Source organism: Bradyrhizobium murdochi, assembly GCF_000472965.1.
Lineage (GTDB): Bacteria > Pseudomonadota > Alphaproteobacteria > Rhizobiales > Xanthobacteraceae > Bradyrhizobium > Bradyrhizobium murdochi.
The window spans coordinates 514,359-531,459 of sequence record NZ_AXAU01000002.1 but is presented as its reverse complement, the minus strand read 5'-3'; the positions used below and the strand labels follow the sequence as shown (position 1 = coordinate 531,459).

Below are 17,101 nucleotides of genomic sequence, written 5' to 3'. Positions count from 1 at the left end.
TACTGCCGCATGGCCCAAGCCCGCCGCGACCCCGAACAACGTCCCTCGCCGGAGGCCCTGCTGGAGGCGGCCCGGCGCGAGGAGAGCCGCGCCGGCAAGCTCAAGATCTTTGTCGGCGCCGCGCCCGGCGTCGGCAAGACCTATGAGATGCTGCAGAGCGCCCACGCCAAGAAAAAGGCTGGAGCCGACGTCGTGATCGGCATCGTCGAAACCCACGGCCGGGCTGAAACCGAGGTGCTTCTGAACGGCCTCGAGGTGCTGCCGCGCCGACGGCTTGTCTACAAGGAGCAGACGCTCGAGGAGATGGACCTGGATGCGCTGATCGCGCGGCGGCCGCAGATCGCGCTCGTCGATGAGCTCGCTCACACCAATGCGCCCGGCAGCCGTCATCCCAAGCGCTATCTCGACGTCGAGGAATTGCTGTCCCACGGCATCGACGTCTATACGGCAGTCAATATCCAGCACATCGAGAGCCTCAACGACGTGGTCGCGCAGATCACGCATGTGCGGGTCCGCGAGACTGTGCCGGATTCCGTGTTCGACCGCGCCGACGCCATTGAGCTGATCGACGTCACGCCCGACGATCTGATCCAGCGGCTGAAGGAGGGCAAGGTCTACGTTCCCAAACAGGCCGAGCGCGCGCTGGAGCATTATTTCTCGCCGGGCAACCTGACCGCGCTGCGCGAGCTGGCGCTGCGGCGCACCGCCGAACGCGTCGACGAGCAGTTGCTCACCCATATGCAGGCCAATGCCATAGCAGGTCCCTGGGCGGCGGGCGAGCGCATCCTGGTTTGCGTCAGCGAAGATCCGCGTGCGGCCGGGCTGGTGCGCTATACCAAGCGGCTGGCGGACCGGCTGCACGCGCAATGGACCGCTGTCAGCATCGAGACGCGGCGCAGCCTGCGACTGACCGACGAGCAGCGCGACCGGCTGGCCGATACCATGCGGCTGGCGGAAGCGCTCGGCGGCGAGGCGCTGACCATTCCCGGCGTCGGCCGCCGCATCGCCGACGACGTGATCCATTTCGCGCACGCCAATAACGTCACGCAGATCGTCATCGGCAAGTCGACCCGCTCCTGGTGGTTCGAGCTGACGCGCGGTTCTGTCGTGCACGATCTGGTGCGCCGCGCCGGCCATATCAGCGTCCACGTCATCCCCGGCGACGAACAGGGCGTGGCGAAAGCGGCGGTGCAGACCGCGGCGCGGCAGGAGCCGTTCAACCTGCGGCCCTACATGATGGCGCTGCTGTTCGTCGCGATCGGTCTCGGCGCTGCCGAACTGATCCAACCGATGTTCGCTGGTATCGAGAACGTCGATCTCGTCTTTCTCACCGCCGTGGTCGGCGTCGCCGTTCGCTACGGGCTATGGCCATCGCTGCTGGCGAGCGCCGCGGCGTCGCTATGTTACAATTTCTTCTTTATGCCGCCGTTCTATACCTTCACCATCGCCGATCCGACCAACGTCGCCGCCTTCTTCTTCTTCTTGCTGATTGCGCTGTTGGTCTCCAATGTGGCGGCACGGATCCGCTCTCAGGCCGACACCGCGATCGGCCGGGTGCGCACCACCGAATTGCTCTACGCCTTCAGCCGCAAGCTCGCCGGAACTGCGACGCTGGACGACGTGCTGTGGGCGACCGCCTATCAGACCGCGCTGATGCTGAAGGTGAGGGTGGTGCTGCTATTGCCGGAGGACGGCGCGCTCACCGTGAAGTCGGGCTATCCGCCCGAGGATCAACTGGGCGAGGCCGATCTTGCCGCCGCCAAATGGGCTTGGGACAACGACCGTGCGGCCGGGCGCGGCTCGGATACGCTGCCGGGCGCCAAACGGCTGTTCCTGCCGATGCGAACCGGGCGCGGCGCGATCGGTGTCATCGGCATCGACGACGACCGCACGGGTCCGTTGCTGACGCCGGATCAGCGCCGCCTGCTGGATGCTCTGGTCGATCAGGGCGCGCTGGCGATCGAGCGCGTGCTGCTGGTGGAAGACATGGACCGGGTCAAGCGCACGATGGAATCCGACCGGCTGCGCGGCGCGCTGTTGACCTCGATCTCGCACGATCTGAAGACGCCGTTGGCCTCGGTGCTCGGTGCCGCTTCCACCCTGCGCGATCTCGGCTCCAGCCTCAACGACGCGCAGAAGAACGAACTGCTCGCCACCATGATCGACGAATCCGAGCGCCTCAATCGCTTCATCGCCAATCTGCTCGACATGACCAAGCTGGAATCCGGCGCGATCGTACCGAATACCGCGCGGCATGACGTCTCCGAGATCGTCGGCAGCACGCTGCGCCGCGCGAACAAGATCCTCCTGCATCACAAGGTGTCACTGGAGCTCAGCCCCAATCTGCCGATGCTGGAGCTGGATGCGGTTCTGTTCGAACAGGTGTTGTTCAATTTGCTCGACAACGCGGCCAAATACGCGCCGGCCGGCACCACGATTTCGATCCGGGGAACGCGCGATCAAGCCAGTGTGTCGCTGCAGATCCTCGACGAAGGTAGCGGTATTCCGCCTGCGGAGGTGGAAAACGTGTTCGACAAGTTCTATCGCGCCCAAAAGGGCGATCACGTCCGTGCGGGCACCGGGCTGGGGCTCGCCATCTCGCGCGGTTTCGTCGAGGCGATGCATGGCACGATATCGGCCGCCAATCGTACCGATCGCTCTGGAGCCATCATCACGATTCGACTGCCCGTCCCGGCCTCCGATAGCGCGCTGGATACCGCCGCATGAACGCCGCCCAGATCAAGGTTTTGGTGATCGACGACGAGCCGCCGATCCGCAAATTGCTGCGGATGGGGCTGAGCACGCAGGGCTACGACATCCTCGAAGCCTCCAATGGCAAGATTGCGCTGGAAAAGCTCGCGGATGGCCCGGCGCTGATTATCCTCGATCTCGGCCTGCCCGACATCCAGGGCCATGATCTCCTGCGCATGATCCGCGGCCGCAACGAGAGCGTGCCGATCGTGGTACTGTCGAGCCGCGGCGACGAGGCCGGCAAGGTGCAGGCGCTCGACCTCGGCGCCGACGATTATCTGACCAAGCCGTTCGGCATGGACGAATTGCTGGCGCGGATGCGCGCAGCGCTCCGGCACCAATTGCAGGTGCAGGGCGAGCGCCCGCTATTCCGCGCAGGCGATCTCTCGGTTGACCTGGTGCGCCGCATCGTCAAGGTCGGCGAGCGCGACGTAAAACTCTCGCCGAAGGAATACGAATTGCTACGCGTTCTGGTGCAGCATGCCGGCAAGGTTCTTACCCATCGCTTCCTCTTGAAGGAGCTGTGGGACGAGCTGACGGATGCGCAATATCTGCGCGTCTATGTCCGCCAGCTCCGCCAGAAGATCGAAGCTGATCCCGAGCGCCCGCAATTCGTGCTGACCGAGACGGGTATTGGGTATCGGTTGCGCGCACCGGATTAATCATACCTCCGGTGGCGGAGATCCCCGCACTTACGGTCAGCTTGCCCCACGCGGCATCACCATGAAGTGGTATGCTTCACTGCGGAAGCCGGGTTGGACCTTCCACCCAGGTGGTTCAGAGCAGGAGGGCGTACGGCATGGCTGACAGCGTCATGTATCACGACGGTAACAGGCAATTGCAGGACCGGTTCGACAGCCGCCGGATTTCGGATCGGCTCGAAGAGAAGCTGATGCGCAAGGAATTTTCGGCCGACGACAAGCTGTTCATCGAAGGCCTGCCCTATTTCTTTCTGGCAACCGCCGACGCCGAAGGCAGGCCCGATTGCTCGTTCAAGGGCGGGGCGCCGGGGTTTGTGCGCATCACCGGGCCTTCCGAGCTCGCATTTCCCGACTATGACGGCAACGGCATGTTCAAGAGTCTCGGCAACGTCGTCGTCAATGCCGATGTCGGTCTGCTGTTCATCGCCATGCACGACAAGCCGCGGCGTTTGCGTGTCAACGGCCGCGCCAGCGTGAGCGACAGCGATCCGCTGCTCGCGGAAACCGTCGGCGCGCAGCTCATCGTTCGCGTGACGGCGCGTGCGATCTTCCCGAACTGTCCGCGCTATATTCCGACGATGAGTTCGATCGAGCCGTCGATCTACGTGCCTCAAGCCGGACAGGACGCGCCGGAGCCAGCGTGGAAAGGCTTTGCGGATTTCAAGGACTGCATCCATCCGCGGCAGCCTACATTCAAGGGGTGAGCGGGCAACCGAGCCCGCACCGAAAATCACCCTCGTCGTCCCTGCGAACGCAGGGACCCATGACCACCGGCCTGGATTGCAGCGAAGGCAATTGGCCCCATCGCGCCGCAGATAAGCCGCGGCGTATAGGTCCCTGCGTTCGCAGGGACGACGGTCAAAAGTATTTGAACGGAAGCTCCCTAGATCGCCGTCATCTCGCCCTTGGTGCAGGCTTCCCGCAGCTTGAATTTCTGGATCTTACCCGATCCGGTCAGCGGGAATGCGTCCACGACGTACCAGTGTTTTGGCGTCTTGTGCGGGGCAAGCGAGGCACGCATGTAGGCGATCAATTCTTCCTTGTCGATCGCGGCGCCGGGCGCCGGGCGGATGAAGGCTGCGACCTCTTCGCCCCATTTCTCGTGCGGCAGGCCGATCACGGCGACCTCGCCGACTTTGGGATGCTTGAACAATAGTTCTTCCAGCTCGCGCGGATAGATGTTTTCGCCGCCGCGGATGATCATGTCCTTCAGCCGGCCTTCCACGGTGCAGTAGCCGCGCGCGTCCATCGCGCAGAGATCGCCGGTGTGCAGCCAGCCGTCGGCGTCAATCGCAGCCGCACTCGCATCGGGCATTTCGAAGTAACCGATCATGACGTGATAGCCGCGGGTGCAGAACTCGCCGATCGTGCCGATCGGAACCGTCTTGCCGGTGTTGGGATCGATGATCTTGGTTTCCATATTGGGCAGCGGCAGGCCGATCGTCTTGGCCTTGTCCTCGACGCTGTCATGGGTGCGGGTCTGCGCCGCGACGGGGGAGCATTCGGTCTGGCCGAAAACAATCGTAAAGGGCGCGCCGAGCTTTTCCTCCAAGAGCCGCACCAGCGAGGCCGGCACTGTCGAGCCGCCGGAGCAGATCGCCTTGACGGAGGACAGATCGGTCGCCGCGAATGTCGGGTGCTCCAGCATCGCAACCAGCATGGTGGGAACGCCGAGCATGGCGTTGCCGCGATAGGTCCCGAGCATTTCCAGCACCAGCCCAGGCTCGAAAGCCTCGACCAGCACCGTGGTCGCGGCCTTCGATACCGCGCCGATCACGCAGCAGACGCAGCCGCCGGTATGAAACAGCGGCATCGTGGTGACGAAGACGTCGCCGTCGTCGACGCCCATCCGGTCGGCGGTATCGGCACCGTTGTTGAGCAGTCCGCGATGGCGGAGCAGGGCGCCTTTCGGAAAACCGGTCGTGCCCGACGTGTACTGGATCATGACGGGATCGTCGGGGCTGACGGCCGGCAGCTTGATGCCCTCGTCGTCGCCGGCCGCGATGAAGGCATTCCAGTCGTCGAAGCAGATGATCTCGCGCAACTCGGGGCAGTTCGGCGCCACCGCCTGCACGGTCTCCAGCATCGGGTTGCCGCGGAAGCCGTTGACCACGAAGACGCCGGCGGCGCGCGACTGTTTCAGCACATATTCCACTTCCCGGGCGCGAAAGGCCGGGTTGACGGTGACGAGGATCATGCCCGCCATGCCGGCACCGAATTCGAGCATCATCCATTCCGGAATGTTCTGCGCCCAGACGGCAATGCGCTCGCCTGGCTTGAAGCGCGACAGCAGCGCTCGGGCGGTGCGCTGGGCTTCGCGATAGAACTGTGCGTAGGTCCATTGCCGCCGCTGCGCTGGGTCGGGCACGCCCGCGATCAGGGCGAGGCGATCGGGCGCGGCCTCAGCCGCCTTGCGCAAGAGATCGCCGAATGTCATCTCCCGTACCGCAGGTGTGGTCGGTCCTGCGACGTGCGACTTCGTCAATGCCATTCGTTCCTCCCCGGTCCGGCGCCGCTATTGTCGATGGCGTCAGTTCCCAAGAGGAAAATGCCTTCCGGCTTCGGGTAATGCAAGCGGGAGGGTGGCCAAGGTGCGCGAGAACCGCGTGAGCAATGACGCGGATATGCCTGCGTTAGCTCGCCTTGCGGTGCCTGGCTGTAGACCGGTGCGCTTTCCTTGCCGTCCGGCGCGCCGGCGCCCGCCGCGAAGACGTGGCGTGGGCGCGCCGTTTCGTCGCCGCTTTGCCTTTCAGGCTCGCCTTCAGCGCGTCCATCAGGTTGATGACGTTGTCCGGCCTCTCCTCGGGCTCGGCAACCTTGATCGGCTTGCCGGAAGCCTTGCGGCGCACCAGCGCCTTCAGCGCGTCCTCATACTCATCCTTGAACTTCGAGGGATCGAAATGCGCGGCCATTTTGTGCAGGATGTGGCCCGCGAGTTCGACCATGTCCTTGGTGATCTTCGGGGTCTTGATGTCCTCGAAGAAGTCTTCCTCGTCGCGCAGCTCGTAAGGGTAGCGCAGCGTGGTGCCGAGCAGGCCCTTGCCGAGCGGCTCGATCGCCATGACATGCTCGCGGTTGGTCAGCACGATGCGCGCCAGCGCCACCCGTTCCTCATCCTTCATGGCGTCGCGGATCACGGCGAAGGCATCGACCGCGGCCTTGCCGTCGGGGGCGATGTAATAGGGGTGGTTGTAGTAGCGCTTGTCGATTTCGTCCCGCGGCACAAAACTGTCGATCTCGATCGTATGATTGCTCTCGATCTGGACGGCTTCGAGTTCCTCCTTTTCGATCTCGACATACTGGCCCTTTTTCAGCTCATAGCCGCGGCCTTTCTGGTCGCTCTCGACGACATCGCCGGTCTCGGCATCGATCATCTGCTGTTTCAGCCGGTTGCCGGTCTCCTTGTTGATCATGTGAAAGCGGGTCTTCTCGACCGATGTCGAGGCCGGATACAGCACAACCGGACATGACACCAAAGAGAGCTTAAGCGAGCCTTTCCAGTAGGCGCGGGGGGCCATTGCAATCTCCGGGCGCAGTTTGGGTTTGGGAACTTCAACGGTTAGTATGGGTTTTCGTTCCGGGTGTTGCCGCGGGGCGGTTTTGATTGAGGTGTGGCCGTGGCGTTGAAGAAGCTCAGCACGTACCGCAAGAAACGCGATTTCCGCAAAACGGCGGAGCCCTCCGGCGACGTCGAGGTCGCGCCCGCCCGAGAGCGGCGGTTCGTGATTCAGAAGCATGATGCAACCCGGCTGCATTACGATCTCAGGCTGGAATTCGACGGCGTGTTCAAATCCTGGGCCGTCACCAAGGGGCCGTCACTCGACCCTCACGACAAGCGGCTCGCGGTCGAGGTCGAGGACCACCCGCTCGATTACGGCGATTTTGAAGGCACCATTCCGGAAGACCAGTACGGCGGCGGCACGGTGATGCTGTGGGACCGGGGCTATTGGGAGTCCGATGATCCCGATCGCGGCTTCAAGAAGGGCGACCTGAAATTCACCCTGCATGGCGACAAGCTGCATGGAAGCTGGGTGCTGGTGCGGATGCGGGGCGACCGCTACGGCGGCAAGCGCACCAACTGGCTGCTGATCAAGCACCGTGACGAATTCGTTAGGGAAGGCGAGGATAACGACATTCTCGACGAGGACCTTTCGGTTGCCTCCGGGCGCACAATGGAGCAGATCGCGCAAGGCAAGGGCAAGGCGCCAAAGCCGTTCATGCTGGCCACGAAGACAAAGGCCGACGCGGTCTGGCAATCCAACCGCGGCGATGCGGCCGAGGCGCGGACCTTGCGGAAGACGGCCGCCTTGCGGGCCGCGCCGGAGATCAAGACGCGCGCGCCTGCGCCAGCCGTCAAACCGAAGAAGGTCGCGGCGATGCCGGATTTCGTGGCGCCGCAGCTTTGCACAGTCGTCGAGCGGCCGCCCGGCGGCGAGGGCTGGTGTCACGAGATCAAGTTCGACGGCTACCGGGTGCAATTGCGGGTCGAGGACGGCGATGCGGTGCTCTACACCCGAAAGGGCCTCGACTGGACCGACAAATTCCAGGCGATCGCCGAGGAAGGAAAATCGCTTCCCGACGTGCTGATCGACGGCGAGATCATCGCGCTCGATCATAACGGCGCGCCTAACTTCTCTACCCTGCAGGCGGCGCTATCGGACGGCGACAGCGAGAGCCTGATCTTCTATGCGTTCGACCTGCTGTTCGCCAATGGTGAAGATTTTCGCAAGCTGCCGCTCGGCGACCGCAAGGCGCGGCTGAAGAAATTGCTGGAGGCACAGAAGGGCAAGGACAAGCAGATCCGCTATGTCGAGCATTTCGAAAGCGGCGGTGATGCCGTCCTGCAATCGGCCTGCAAGCTCGAACTGGAGGGCATTGTCTCCAAGAAACTCGATGGGCCCTATCGCTCGGGCCGCACCGAGAGCTGGACCAAGGCGAAATGCCGCGCCGGCCACGAGGTGGTGCTGGGCGGCTGGAAGACCACCAACGGCAAATTCCGTTCGCTGATGGCCGGCGTCTACCGGGGCGATCATCTCGCCTTTGTCGGTATGGTCGGTACCGGTTTCGGGCAGGACAAGGTGCGCCGCATCATGCCGGCGCTGAAGGCCGCAGCCTCCGACAAGAACCCGTTCGGCGGCCAGAACGCGCCAAAGAAAACCCGCGACGTACATTGGCTGAAGCCGGAGCTGGTCGCCGAGATCGAATTCGCGGGGTTCACCGCGGACGGAAATATTCGTCAGGCCGCGTTCAAGGGTCTGCGGCAGGACAAGCCGGCCGAGGAGGTGGAGGCGGAAACACCGTCCAAGGCAGGCGTCGCGCAGCCGAAGCCCGGCAAGGGCAAGGGCGCGACGGTGCGGGCAACGCCCGCAACAGCGAACAAGACCAGCGACGTCATGGGCGTGGTGATCTCAAAGCCGGACAAGGAGCTATGGCCCGACGCCGGCGACGGCGAGGGCGTTACAAAGCTCGACCTCGCGCAATATTTCGAGGCGGTCGGCGAATGGATGATCAGCCACCTCAAGGGCCGTCCATGCTCGATCGTTCGCGCGCCCGACGGCATCCATGGCGAGAAATTCTTTCAACGCCACGCCATGCAGGGCGCGTCCAACCTGTTCGAGCTGGCCAAGGTTTCGGGCGACCGCAAACCCTATCTGCAGATCGACCGGATCGAGGGATTGGCGGCGGTGGCGCAGATCGGCGGCCTCGAATTGCATCCCTGGAATTGTGCGCCGGACGCTTACGACACGCCGGGGCGTCTGGTGTTCGATCTCGATCCCGCGCCCAATGTTGAATTCTCAGACGTCATCGAGGCGGCAAAAGACATGCGCCAGCGGTTGACTGCAGTTGGCCTCGAGAGCTTCTGCAAGACCACCGGCGGCAAGGGGCTGCACGTGGTAACGCCGCTGCTTCATGGCGCAAGGGACAAGGTTTCATGGAAGGAGGCCAAGGCCTTCGCGCAAGGTATCTGCCAGTGGATGGCGAACGATGATCCCGAGCGCTATCTGCTCAACATGTCGAAGAAGCTGCGCAAGGGAAAAATTTTCCTCGACTATCTTCGCAACGACCGGATGTCGACGGCGATCGCTGCCTTGTCGCCCCGTGCGCGCGAGGGTGCTACCGTGTCCATGCCGTTGACCTGGACTCAGGTGCGCGGCGATCTCGATCCGAAGAAGTACACGATCCGCACCGTGCCGTCGCTACTGGAGAAGACGAAAGCGTGGGACGGTTACGATGACGCGGCAGCGTCGATCAAGCCGGCGATGAAGAAATTGGCCTCAATGTAGGGTGGGCAAAGCGAGAGGGTGCCCACCATCTTTTCTCAACAAGAAAGGTGGGCACGGCGCAAGTGCGCCTTTGCCCACCCTACGATTCGCGACGCGTGACTCAGATCTTCCCGAGCAGCAGCAGGATCAACAGGATTACGATCACCAGACCCAGTCCGCCGCCGCCGTAATATCCGGTGCCATAGAACGGGCCGCCACCGATGCCACTGAAACCACCGAGCAGGGCGATGATGAGAATAATCAGAATGATTGTGCCGATAGACATAAATCTCTCCTCCGCCCGAAGCGGGGCGTGTGTCTATCCTGCCTTCGCGGGAAGTAACAAGCGTGAATCACGAAAGTTCCGGTCTGCGAGGCGATCGTGCGGTCGTCCCTTACTTTCGAACCGCGTACAATTACATGCAGCTAGATCAGGGAGGATTTTTCAGCGATGACCAAACCGCTCGTGGTTTCCATCCCGCATAGTCTGGGCCGCGAGGAGGCGATGCGCCGCCTCAAGACAGGACTGTCGCGCGCCGCTTCCAGCGTACCGATGCTAACTGTCGACGAGGAGCGCTGGGAAGACAACCGCATGATCTTCCACGTTAGCGCTCTCGGGCAAGGCGCGGCAGGCCATGTTGACGTCGCCGACGATCACGTGCAGGTGGAAGTGGTGCTGCCATGGTTGTTGCAGCGCTTTGCCGAAGCGGCCCAGGCTGCGATCCGCAGCCGCGGCCAGTTGCTGCTGACCAAGAAGAGCTGACGTATCAGCCGCGAAGGCGCCTTGGTGCGAGTTCTGCCGCGTCATTGTACCTTGCTTTCAGCACCGCGACCGGCAGATGCGTCAGCAGGTCTGACAGGCGCAATTGCGCAGCATCGGCGTCGGCAAAACCTTCCATCGCGTAGCCGCCGACGTTCAGCGCGGCGTCGTAGTTCTCCGGACCGGGCCAATGTCTGCCGCCATCAGTAAACGGCGCGAACCATCGTGGGACCACGACGATCGCAGCCTCGCGGCCTCGCCGGCGGGCGAACGCGATGAAATGGTCGCGACGCGGTCCGCTAACTTCCAAGGGCTCGTAATCACCGCTTGCGAACGTATCGGCGAGCTCGGTTCGAAGCTTGAGCAGATGCCGTGTCCAGGCCAGCTTCAGATGACCGCTCGGCCACTTCTCGACCAGTCGATCCCAATCCGGATTCTCCACCGCGCCCAGCCGGCCAGCGCGTTCGGCAAAGTCGACGGGCCGCCGGTTGTCGGGATCGACCAGCGAAAGATCCCAAAGTTCCGTGCCCTGATAGAAGTCCGGCACGCCCGGTATCGTCGTCTTCAGCGTGATCTGGCTGAGCGAGTTCAGGGCGCCCAGCAACGAGAGCCGCTGCGCCAGTGTTTGCAGGGAATTCAAGAATTCGCCTGACAGCGAGGGGTCGAGGATCTTCGCAATGAAGCACTTGACGCCTGTCTCGTAGGCCGCGTGGGGATTGAGCCAACTCGTTTCCTGCTTGCCCTCGCGCGCCGCCTTCAGCGCATATTCCTGCATTCGCTCCACGAACGAAGCGTCGTCCGGCTGCCATGCCCCCACCAGCGCCTGATACAGCATGTATTCGAACGCCGCCGACGGCGCGCGCAGATCGCCATCGACGAGCAGATGCGGCGCGTTGAGCAGTTTCCATCGGGCTACAATGCCGGTCCATTCTCCCGCAATTTCCGCAAGCGCCATGATGCGCGCGCGCGCATCCTCGCCGCGCTTGGTGTCATGCGTTGCAGTCGCGGTCATGCCATGCGGCCATTCTTTGGCGCGCGCCTCCATCATCCCGTGAAAGTCGTCAACCGATACTGCCCTTGCGGCGGGGTCGCCGCCGACCTCGTTGAGGGCAAGCAGGCGGTGGTAGCGGTAGAACGTCGTGTCCTCCAGCGACTTTGCCATCATCGGTCCGGTGAACTGCTGCATCTTCAAGGCAAACCGGCGCACGCGCGGCGCGCTGTGATGCGCGCGCTCGGACTTGATCAGGTCCATTGTCAGGGCGTCGCGCAGGAAATCGAAAATGCCGTCATCGGCGGCAAACCAGTCGGCGCGCGCCCGCTCGATCGTCCCTGCTATCAACTGGCGGTCATGCGCGGATGGGCCCGACGCTGTCAGGTAGGTGCGATAGACCGGAAAGTGCAGCACGTAGAGTTCGAGCGCCTGCCGCAGGCTGTCGGCGGAATAGTCGCGGGTGGAATAATGTCCGCTGGCAATCCGCGCCAAGAGGCGCGTCAGCACCGTGAACTCGCTGGTCAGCAGCGTTTCCAGCACGCGACGTTTTGCATCTCGCAGGATCGGTTCGAGTCTTGGCGACTGGTTGCTGATCTGCCGCCAGATCTCGTCGAGCGGCTCCAGGCCGCGATCGTCGATCAGAACTTGGGTGATCGCGTTCAGCCACTCATAGCCGGTGGTGCCGTGAACGCCGACGAATGGCGGCAGCTTTTCGTGCTCGCCGAGAATTTTCTCGACCACCACGTAGAAGGGCCTGCTCCGCCCGCCAAAGCCATCGCGGATCAGCCGGCGCAGGCGCTGGAAATACTGGACGGGATCGCGCAGGCCGTCGATGTGATCGAGCCGCAACCCCGTAAGTTTTTCCTCCGCAATCAGCCGTTTGACCAGGCGATGGATCGCCTCGAAGGTACCGGCGTCCTCGACGCGCAGGCCCGCCAGCGTGTTGATATCGAAGAAGCGCCGGTAGTTGATGTCACTGGAAGCGAGCCGCCAATGGCCGAGCTTGTAGTGCTGGCGTTCGAGCAGATGATGCAGCGCCAGCGTTGCAGCGGCGCGATCCGGCCCGGCCCGATAGGCCGCAAGCCCATGCGCGATGATCTCGGCGGCGCCCGTGATGCCCTTTAGTTCAGCCTTAAACGCAGGTGCTTCCTTGCGGTTGGGCCGTCGCGGCCCCTGATAGCGGGAAGCCAGCGCAAGCATGGCCCTGCCGGGCGCACTTTCCTCCGCGCCCGCTTCCTTGACGATCATACGCAGGATTTCGCCATAACGCTCCGGCGCGATCGGCAGTCGATGCTCAAAGTACCAGGCCGAAAAACTGCCTTCGCCGGCGTCGTAGCGCAATTCGATCTCGCCGCTTTCCAGCGCCTGACCGTAGGACGAGCCGATGATCGGCAGCAACACCCCGCCGCGGGCGCGATATGGCAATTGCTCCCAGTCGATGTCGAAGGAGGCTGCGTGCGGCGAGGCAGGCCCCCACTCCAGCATGTCGAGCCACCATGGATTATCGTCAAAATGCACGCCGACATGGTTGGGCACGAAATCGAGAATCAGCCCGAGATCGTGTTGCCGCAGCATGGCGCTTAGCCGCTCGAAGCCGGCTTCGCCGCCGAGCTCGGGATTGAACTGGGCATGGTCGATGACGTCGTAGCCATGCGCGCTGCCCTTGCGGGCGCGCGTGAAGGGCGATGCATAGAGATGGGTGATGCCGAGCGCCTTCACGTAGGGCACCACGGAAGCGGCGGCGTCGAAATCGAAATCCGCCGACAGTTGCAGGCGGTAGGTCGCGATCGGGATCGCCGGGGGCATTTTCCTATCCGATGCGCCAGTGCACCGACCATGGCGGGACGCTATTGCCCAACTCGCTACCCCAGATCAGGGTTCCTGCAGCTTCGCCGTGGCTAACGGCCTTTTCCGACAGGTTGGCGGTGAGGCGAAGCGCAGTGCCATCGCCCATGCGCCAATCGGCGGTCAGCAACCCGCTGCTTTTCGCGTCTGCTTTCCCAAAAGCTGCGCCGGCCAGCCGCGGTACAATCTCCTGCCGCCGAACCTGCAATAGGTTTCGCACCATGGTCAGGCGTTTCTGCCCCGCCGGAGCGTCGCGGCCATCCCAGTCGAGAACGGCGGAATCGCGGGTCGAAGCGGCGAGCGCGTCGGGGACTTCATCGCCATATTCCGCATAGGCCCAGGCCAATTCGATGCGGCGGCCCTTCCGAACCGCGTCGGCGAGTTCGCCGCCGAAATCGCAGAAAAACGGGAAGGGGACCGTCGAGCCCCATTCTTCGCCCATGAACAGCATGGGGATGTGAGGCGCGATCAGCAGGATCTGAAGCGCCGCCTCGATCATCCGCGTGTCGGCGTTGCCTTCTAGCCGGTCGCCCAGCGCACGATTGCCGATCTGGTCGTGGTTCTGCAGGAAGTTGACGAAGGCGGTCGGGGCGAGATGGCCGCTTGGCTCGCCACGCCTAACGCCGCGAAAAGCCGATGGCTCGCCCTGGTAGACGAAACCTGATGATAGCGAGCGGGCGATATCCGATCTCGGCGAACGCTGGTAATCGCCATAGTAGCCCTGCTTCTCGCCGGTCATCAGCACGCGCCAGGCGTGATGGTAATCGTCGTTCCATTGCGCGCGGTATTTGCCGTGTGGAGGGTCCTGGACGGAATCCAGGATGCCGGCGCGGTTGTCGCCGTTCTCCAGCACGAGGTGAATGTGCCGGCCGGTTTCCGCGGCCAATTGGCCGGCAGCGGCGCTGATGTCATGCAGCAGCGACAGCCCGCCCGGTTCAACGATCGAGTTGACGGCATCGAGCCGCAGCCCGTCGAAGCGGTAGTCGCGCAGCCAGGAGAGTGCGTTCTCGATCGCAAAGGCACGGACTTGCCCGACGCGATAGTCGATCGCACTACCCCATGGCGTGTGGGCTTCGGTGAAGAAGGAGGACGCATAGCGGCCGAGATAATTTCCCTCGGGGCCGAAATGGTTGTAGACGACGTCAAGTATCACCATCAGCCCGCGCAGGTGCGCTTCGTCGATCAGCTCCTTGAGATCTTCGGGACGGCCATAGGAGCTGTCGGGTGCGTACCACAAGACGCCGTCATAGCCCCAATTGCGGGAGCCGGCGAAATCCGCCAGCGGCATTAATTCCAATGCGGTGATGCCGGTGGCTACGAGATGGTCGAGCCTGTCGATCATGGCGCGATAGCTGCCTTTCGCAGTGAAGGTGCCGACATGCACCTCGATGATCACCGCCTCCTGCCACGGCCGTCCGTGCCAGCTTGCGGCTCGCCAGCGATACGCGTCATGATCGATCACTTCGCTCGGGCCGAAAACGTCCTCGGGCTGAAACAGCGAAGCTGGATCGGGGACGTCGAGTTCGCCATCGATGCGGAACTTGTAGCGCGCGCCGGCCTTGACACCGGCAATATCGGCCGTGAACCAGCCGTCCTCGCCGCGCCTCATCGCGTGAGGTTGCTCCAGCATCACCTCGACGCGTTTGGCCGCCGGCGCCCACAGCCGAAACCGCGTGCCGTAGTTTGTCAGAAGCGGGCCGAATTGCCGGTCATTCATGCCGCGCCCGCAAAGACAAGCACCGATCGCGGCGGCGCGCTGGTTTCGACGCCCGAAGCGAATTCGGTGGCGGCCAGCACGGCCTCGGTCGTGTTCAGTACCTGCTGCCAGCTCTTGTATTCGGGCATCTGCGGCAACTTGAAAGCAATCTCTTCAGGCGCAGCGTTCAGCACGATAAAGATCGGCGGCTGACCTGGTTCCAAAGGCCCCAGCACATAGGCGAGGAACCGTCCTTCCGGAAAATTCCAGTCGGCTTCCTGCATCTCCTCGGCTGCCGGCGTCAGCCACAGCACGCCGTAGGAGCCGTCCTTGCGCCGCCCGGAGAGCCAGCGCTGGTAGCGCAGTTGCGGGAAGCGCCGGCGCAGCGCGGTCATGTAGCCGACGAAATCGGTGAGGTCTTCGCCCGGCTTGCCGAGATTTTCCCAGTTGACCCAGCCGATCTCGTTGTCCTGGCAATAGGCGTTGTTGTTGCCGTTCTGCGAATTGCCGGCTTCATCGCCGGCCAGCATCAAGGGCGTCCCCTGCGCGAGGAAAAGGCAGGCGAACTGGTTCTTGCGGAGCTGCCGGCGCAGCTCCACGATCGCGGCGTCCGTGGTCGGGCCCTCATGGCCGCAATTGTTGCTGTGGTTATCGTTGGAGCCGTCGCGATTGTCCTCGCCGTTCGCCTCGTTGTGCTTCTCGTTGTAGCTGAACAGGTCGGCCAACGTGAAACCGTCATGCACGGTGATGTGATTGATGCTGGCGCGCGTTGCTCGGTTGTCATGGTGGAACAGGTCGGATGAGGCGGTCATGCGGCGCGAGACCTCGCCGATCAGGCTGCCTTCGCCGCTCCAGTAGCGCCGTAGCGCGCTGCGATAACGATCGTTCCATTCCGACCATTGCGAGGGAAACGCGCCGACCTGATAGCCGCCCAGGCCGAGGTCCCACGGCTCGGCGACGAGCTTTACGGTTGCCAGCACCGGGTCCTGCCGCACGGCCATGAGGAACGCGGAATTGCGGTCAAAACCGTTCGGCTCGCGCGCCAGCGTGGTGGCGAGGTCGAAGCGGAAGCCGTCGACATGGCAGACCTCGACCCAGTAGCGCAGCGAGTCCATCACCATCTGCAGCACGCGGGGATGGGTGAGGTTGACCGAGCTGCCGCAGCCGGTGAAGTCGTCATAGTACCGCGGATGCTCTTTGTTGAGCCAGTAATAGGACGCGTTATCGATACCGCGGAAACACAGCGTCGGGCCGAGATGATTGCCTTCGGCGGTGTGGTTGTAGACTACGTCGAGCATCACCTCGATGCCGGCGTCGTGCAGCCGCGCCACTGTGGTGCGGAACGCATCGAGCGCATTGTCCTGCGCATAGCGCGGCTCCGGTGCGAAGAACGCCAGCGTGTTGTAGCCCCAGTAGTTGGAGAGCTTCTTTTCCACCAGCACCCGGTCGTCGATCAAGCCGTGGATCGGCAACAGTTCGATGGTGGTGACGCCGAGCCGCTTGAGATGGTCGATCATCGCCGGCGAGCACAACCCGCCATAGGTGCCGCGCCAGCCCGGCGCCACGTCGTCGCGCCGCTGCGTCAGGCCCTTGACGTGGGCCTCATAAATGACGGTGTCTTCCCAGGCGATGTTCGGCCGTATCTCGCGGCGGCCCCAGTTGAAGGTCTCGTCGACCACGACCGCCTTCGGCATGCCGCGCGCGTTGTCGCGGCGGTCGAACGAAAGATCCTCGCGCGCGCTCCCCGTTCGATAGCCGAAATGCGCGTCGCTCCACACCAGCCTGCCGGCGAGCCGCTTGGCATAGGGATCGAGCAACAGCTTGTTGGCGTTGAAGCGGTGTCCGCGCTCCGGCGCGTAGGGGCCGTGGACGCGATAGCCGTAGAGCTGTCCTGGCGAGACGTCGTTGAGATAGCCGTGCCAGACGTCCTCATTGCGCTCGGGCAGTTCGATTCGCTCGAGTTCGCGGCGGCCCTGGCCGTCGAACAGGCAAAGCTCGACCTTCTCCGCATTGGCCGAGAATAGCGCGAAGTTGGTACCCCTGCCGTCCCAGCTTGCTCCGAGGCGGGCGGGGCTTCCCGCGGACAGTCGCATG

At 63.4% G+C, this 17,101-nt stretch carries 11 protein-coding genes; 5 read left to right on the top strand and 6 right to left on the bottom strand.

All coding sequences use genetic code 11. From position 1 onward, the window contains the following. Window positions 1-9: 9 nt before the first annotated feature. The 3 genes from YUO_RS0109915 (at window position 10) to YUO_RS0109905 (ending at window position 4,156) form a co-directional block, all read left to right on the top strand. Window positions 10-2,727, top strand: a complete 2,718-nt coding sequence (locus YUO_RS0109915; protein ID WP_028347112.1) for a sensor histidine kinase — start codon at window positions 10-12, stop codon at window positions 2,725-2,727. Beyond that, window positions 2,724-3,413: a response regulator gene (locus YUO_RS0109910; protein ID WP_028347111.1), complete on the top strand. Its 690-nt coding sequence runs from the start codon at window positions 2,724-2,726 to the stop codon at window positions 3,411-3,413. The genes YUO_RS0109915 and YUO_RS0109910 overlap by 4 nt, the downstream gene beginning before the upstream one ends. Window positions 3,414-3,550: 137 nt before the next feature. Continuing rightward, on the top strand, window positions 3,551-4,156 hold the full coding sequence (locus YUO_RS0109905; protein WP_028347110.1) for a pyridoxamine 5'-phosphate oxidase family protein: 606 nt from the start codon (window positions 3,551-3,553) through the stop codon (window positions 4,154-4,156). 179 nt (window positions 4,157-4,335) lie between these two features. Here the strand turns inward: YUO_RS0109905 and YUO_RS0109900 are convergent, their stop codons facing one another. Then, the gene (locus YUO_RS0109900; protein WP_028347109.1) at window positions 4,336-5,943 is read right to left on the bottom strand and encodes an AMP-binding protein; all 1,608 of its coding nucleotides are present in this window, start codon (window positions 5,941-5,943) and stop codon (window positions 4,336-4,338) included. 142 nt (window positions 5,944-6,085) lie between these two features. Next, a complete protein-coding gene (gene ku / locus YUO_RS0109895; RefSeq protein WP_028347108.1) occupies window positions 6,086-6,970 on the bottom strand; it encodes a non-homologous end joining protein Ku in 885 nt (294 codons plus the stop codon). A gap of 99 nt (window positions 6,971-7,069) precedes the next feature. Between ku and ligD the strand changes: the two genes are divergently transcribed. Then, a complete protein-coding gene (ligD, locus tag YUO_RS0109890; RefSeq protein ID WP_028347107.1) occupies window positions 7,070-9,736 on the top strand; it encodes a DNA ligase D in 2,667 nt (888 codons plus the stop codon). A gap of 100 nt (window positions 9,737-9,836) precedes the next feature. Here the strand turns inward: ligD and YUO_RS44670 are convergent, their stop codons facing one another. Then, window positions 9,837-10,001 (bottom strand): DUF3309 family protein, encoded by a 165-nt coding sequence (locus YUO_RS44670; RefSeq protein ID WP_065727178.1) that lies wholly within the window; start codon window positions 9,999-10,001, stop codon window positions 9,837-9,839. 165 nt (window positions 10,002-10,166) lie between these two features. Here YUO_RS44670 and YUO_RS0109880 point away from each other — a divergent pair, with 165 nt between their 5' ends. Continuing rightward, the gene (locus tag YUO_RS0109880) at window positions 10,167-10,478 is read left to right on the top strand and encodes a polyhydroxyalkanoic acid system family protein (protein WP_028347106.1); all 312 of its coding nucleotides are present in this window, start codon (window positions 10,167-10,169) and stop codon (window positions 10,476-10,478) included. 4 nt (window positions 10,479-10,482) lie between these two features. On the opposite strand, the gene treY is transcribed toward YUO_RS0109880, so the two are convergent. The 3 genes from treY to glgX are packed head-to-tail and all read right to left on the bottom strand — an operon-like array spanning window position 10,483 to window position 17,100. Then, window positions 10,483-13,272 carry a malto-oligosyltrehalose synthase gene (gene treY / locus YUO_RS0109875; RefSeq protein ID WP_028347105.1) on the bottom strand — a complete coding sequence of 930 codons (2,790 nt, stop codon included), beginning with the start codon at window positions 13,270-13,272 and terminating at the stop codon, window positions 10,483-10,485. A 4-nt stretch (window positions 13,273-13,276) separates the two neighbouring features. Next, window positions 13,277-15,028, bottom strand: coding sequence for a malto-oligosyltrehalose trehalohydrolase (treZ, locus tag YUO_RS0109870; protein ID WP_028347104.1), 1,752 nt, complete (start codon window positions 15,026-15,028; stop codon window positions 13,277-13,279). Next, window positions 15,025-17,100, bottom strand: a complete 2,076-nt coding sequence (glgX, locus tag YUO_RS0109865; RefSeq protein ID WP_028347103.1) for a glycogen debranching protein GlgX — start codon at window positions 17,098-17,100, stop codon at window positions 15,025-15,027. The genes treZ and glgX overlap by 4 nt, the downstream gene beginning before the upstream one ends. Window position 17,101: the final 1 nt, after the last annotated feature.

What these genes read in the sequence shown, in the direction of transcription:
- YUO_RS0109915 (WP_028347112.1), top strand. Translation starts at nt 10, where the DNA reads ATGGCCCAAGCCCGCCGCGACCCCGAACAACGTCCCTCGCCGGAGGCC.
- YUO_RS0109910 (WP_028347111.1), top strand. Translation starts at nt 2,724, where the DNA reads ATGAACGCCGCCCAGATCAAGGTTTTGGTGATCGACGACGAGCCGCCG.
- YUO_RS0109905 (WP_028347110.1), top strand. Translation starts at nt 3,551, where the DNA reads ATGGCTGACAGCGTCATGTATCACGACGGTAACAGGCAATTGCAGGAC.
- YUO_RS0109900 (WP_028347109.1), bottom strand. Translation starts at nt 5,943, where the DNA reads ATGGCATTGACGAAGTCGCACGTCGCAGGACCGACCACACCTGCGGTA.
- ku (WP_028347108.1), bottom strand. Translation starts at nt 6,970, where the DNA reads ATGGCCCCCCGCGCCTACTGGAAAGGCTCGCTTAAGCTCTCTTTGGTG.
- YUO_RS44670 (WP_065727178.1), bottom strand. Translation starts at nt 10,001, where the DNA reads ATGTCTATCGGCACAATCATTCTGATTATTCTCATCATCGCCCTGCTC.
- YUO_RS0109880 (WP_028347106.1), top strand. Translation starts at nt 10,167, where the DNA reads ATGACCAAACCGCTCGTGGTTTCCATCCCGCATAGTCTGGGCCGCGAG.
- treY (WP_028347105.1), bottom strand. Translation starts at nt 13,272, where the DNA reads ATGCCCCCGGCGATCCCGATCGCGACCTACCGCCTGCAACTGTCGGCG.
- treZ (WP_028347104.1), bottom strand. Translation starts at nt 15,028, where the DNA reads ATGAATGACCGGCAATTCGGCCCGCTTCTGACAAACTACGGCACGCGG.
- glgX (WP_028347103.1), bottom strand. Translation starts at nt 17,100, where the DNA reads ATGCGACTGTCCGCGGGAAGCCCCGCCCGCCTCGGAGCAAGCTGGGAC.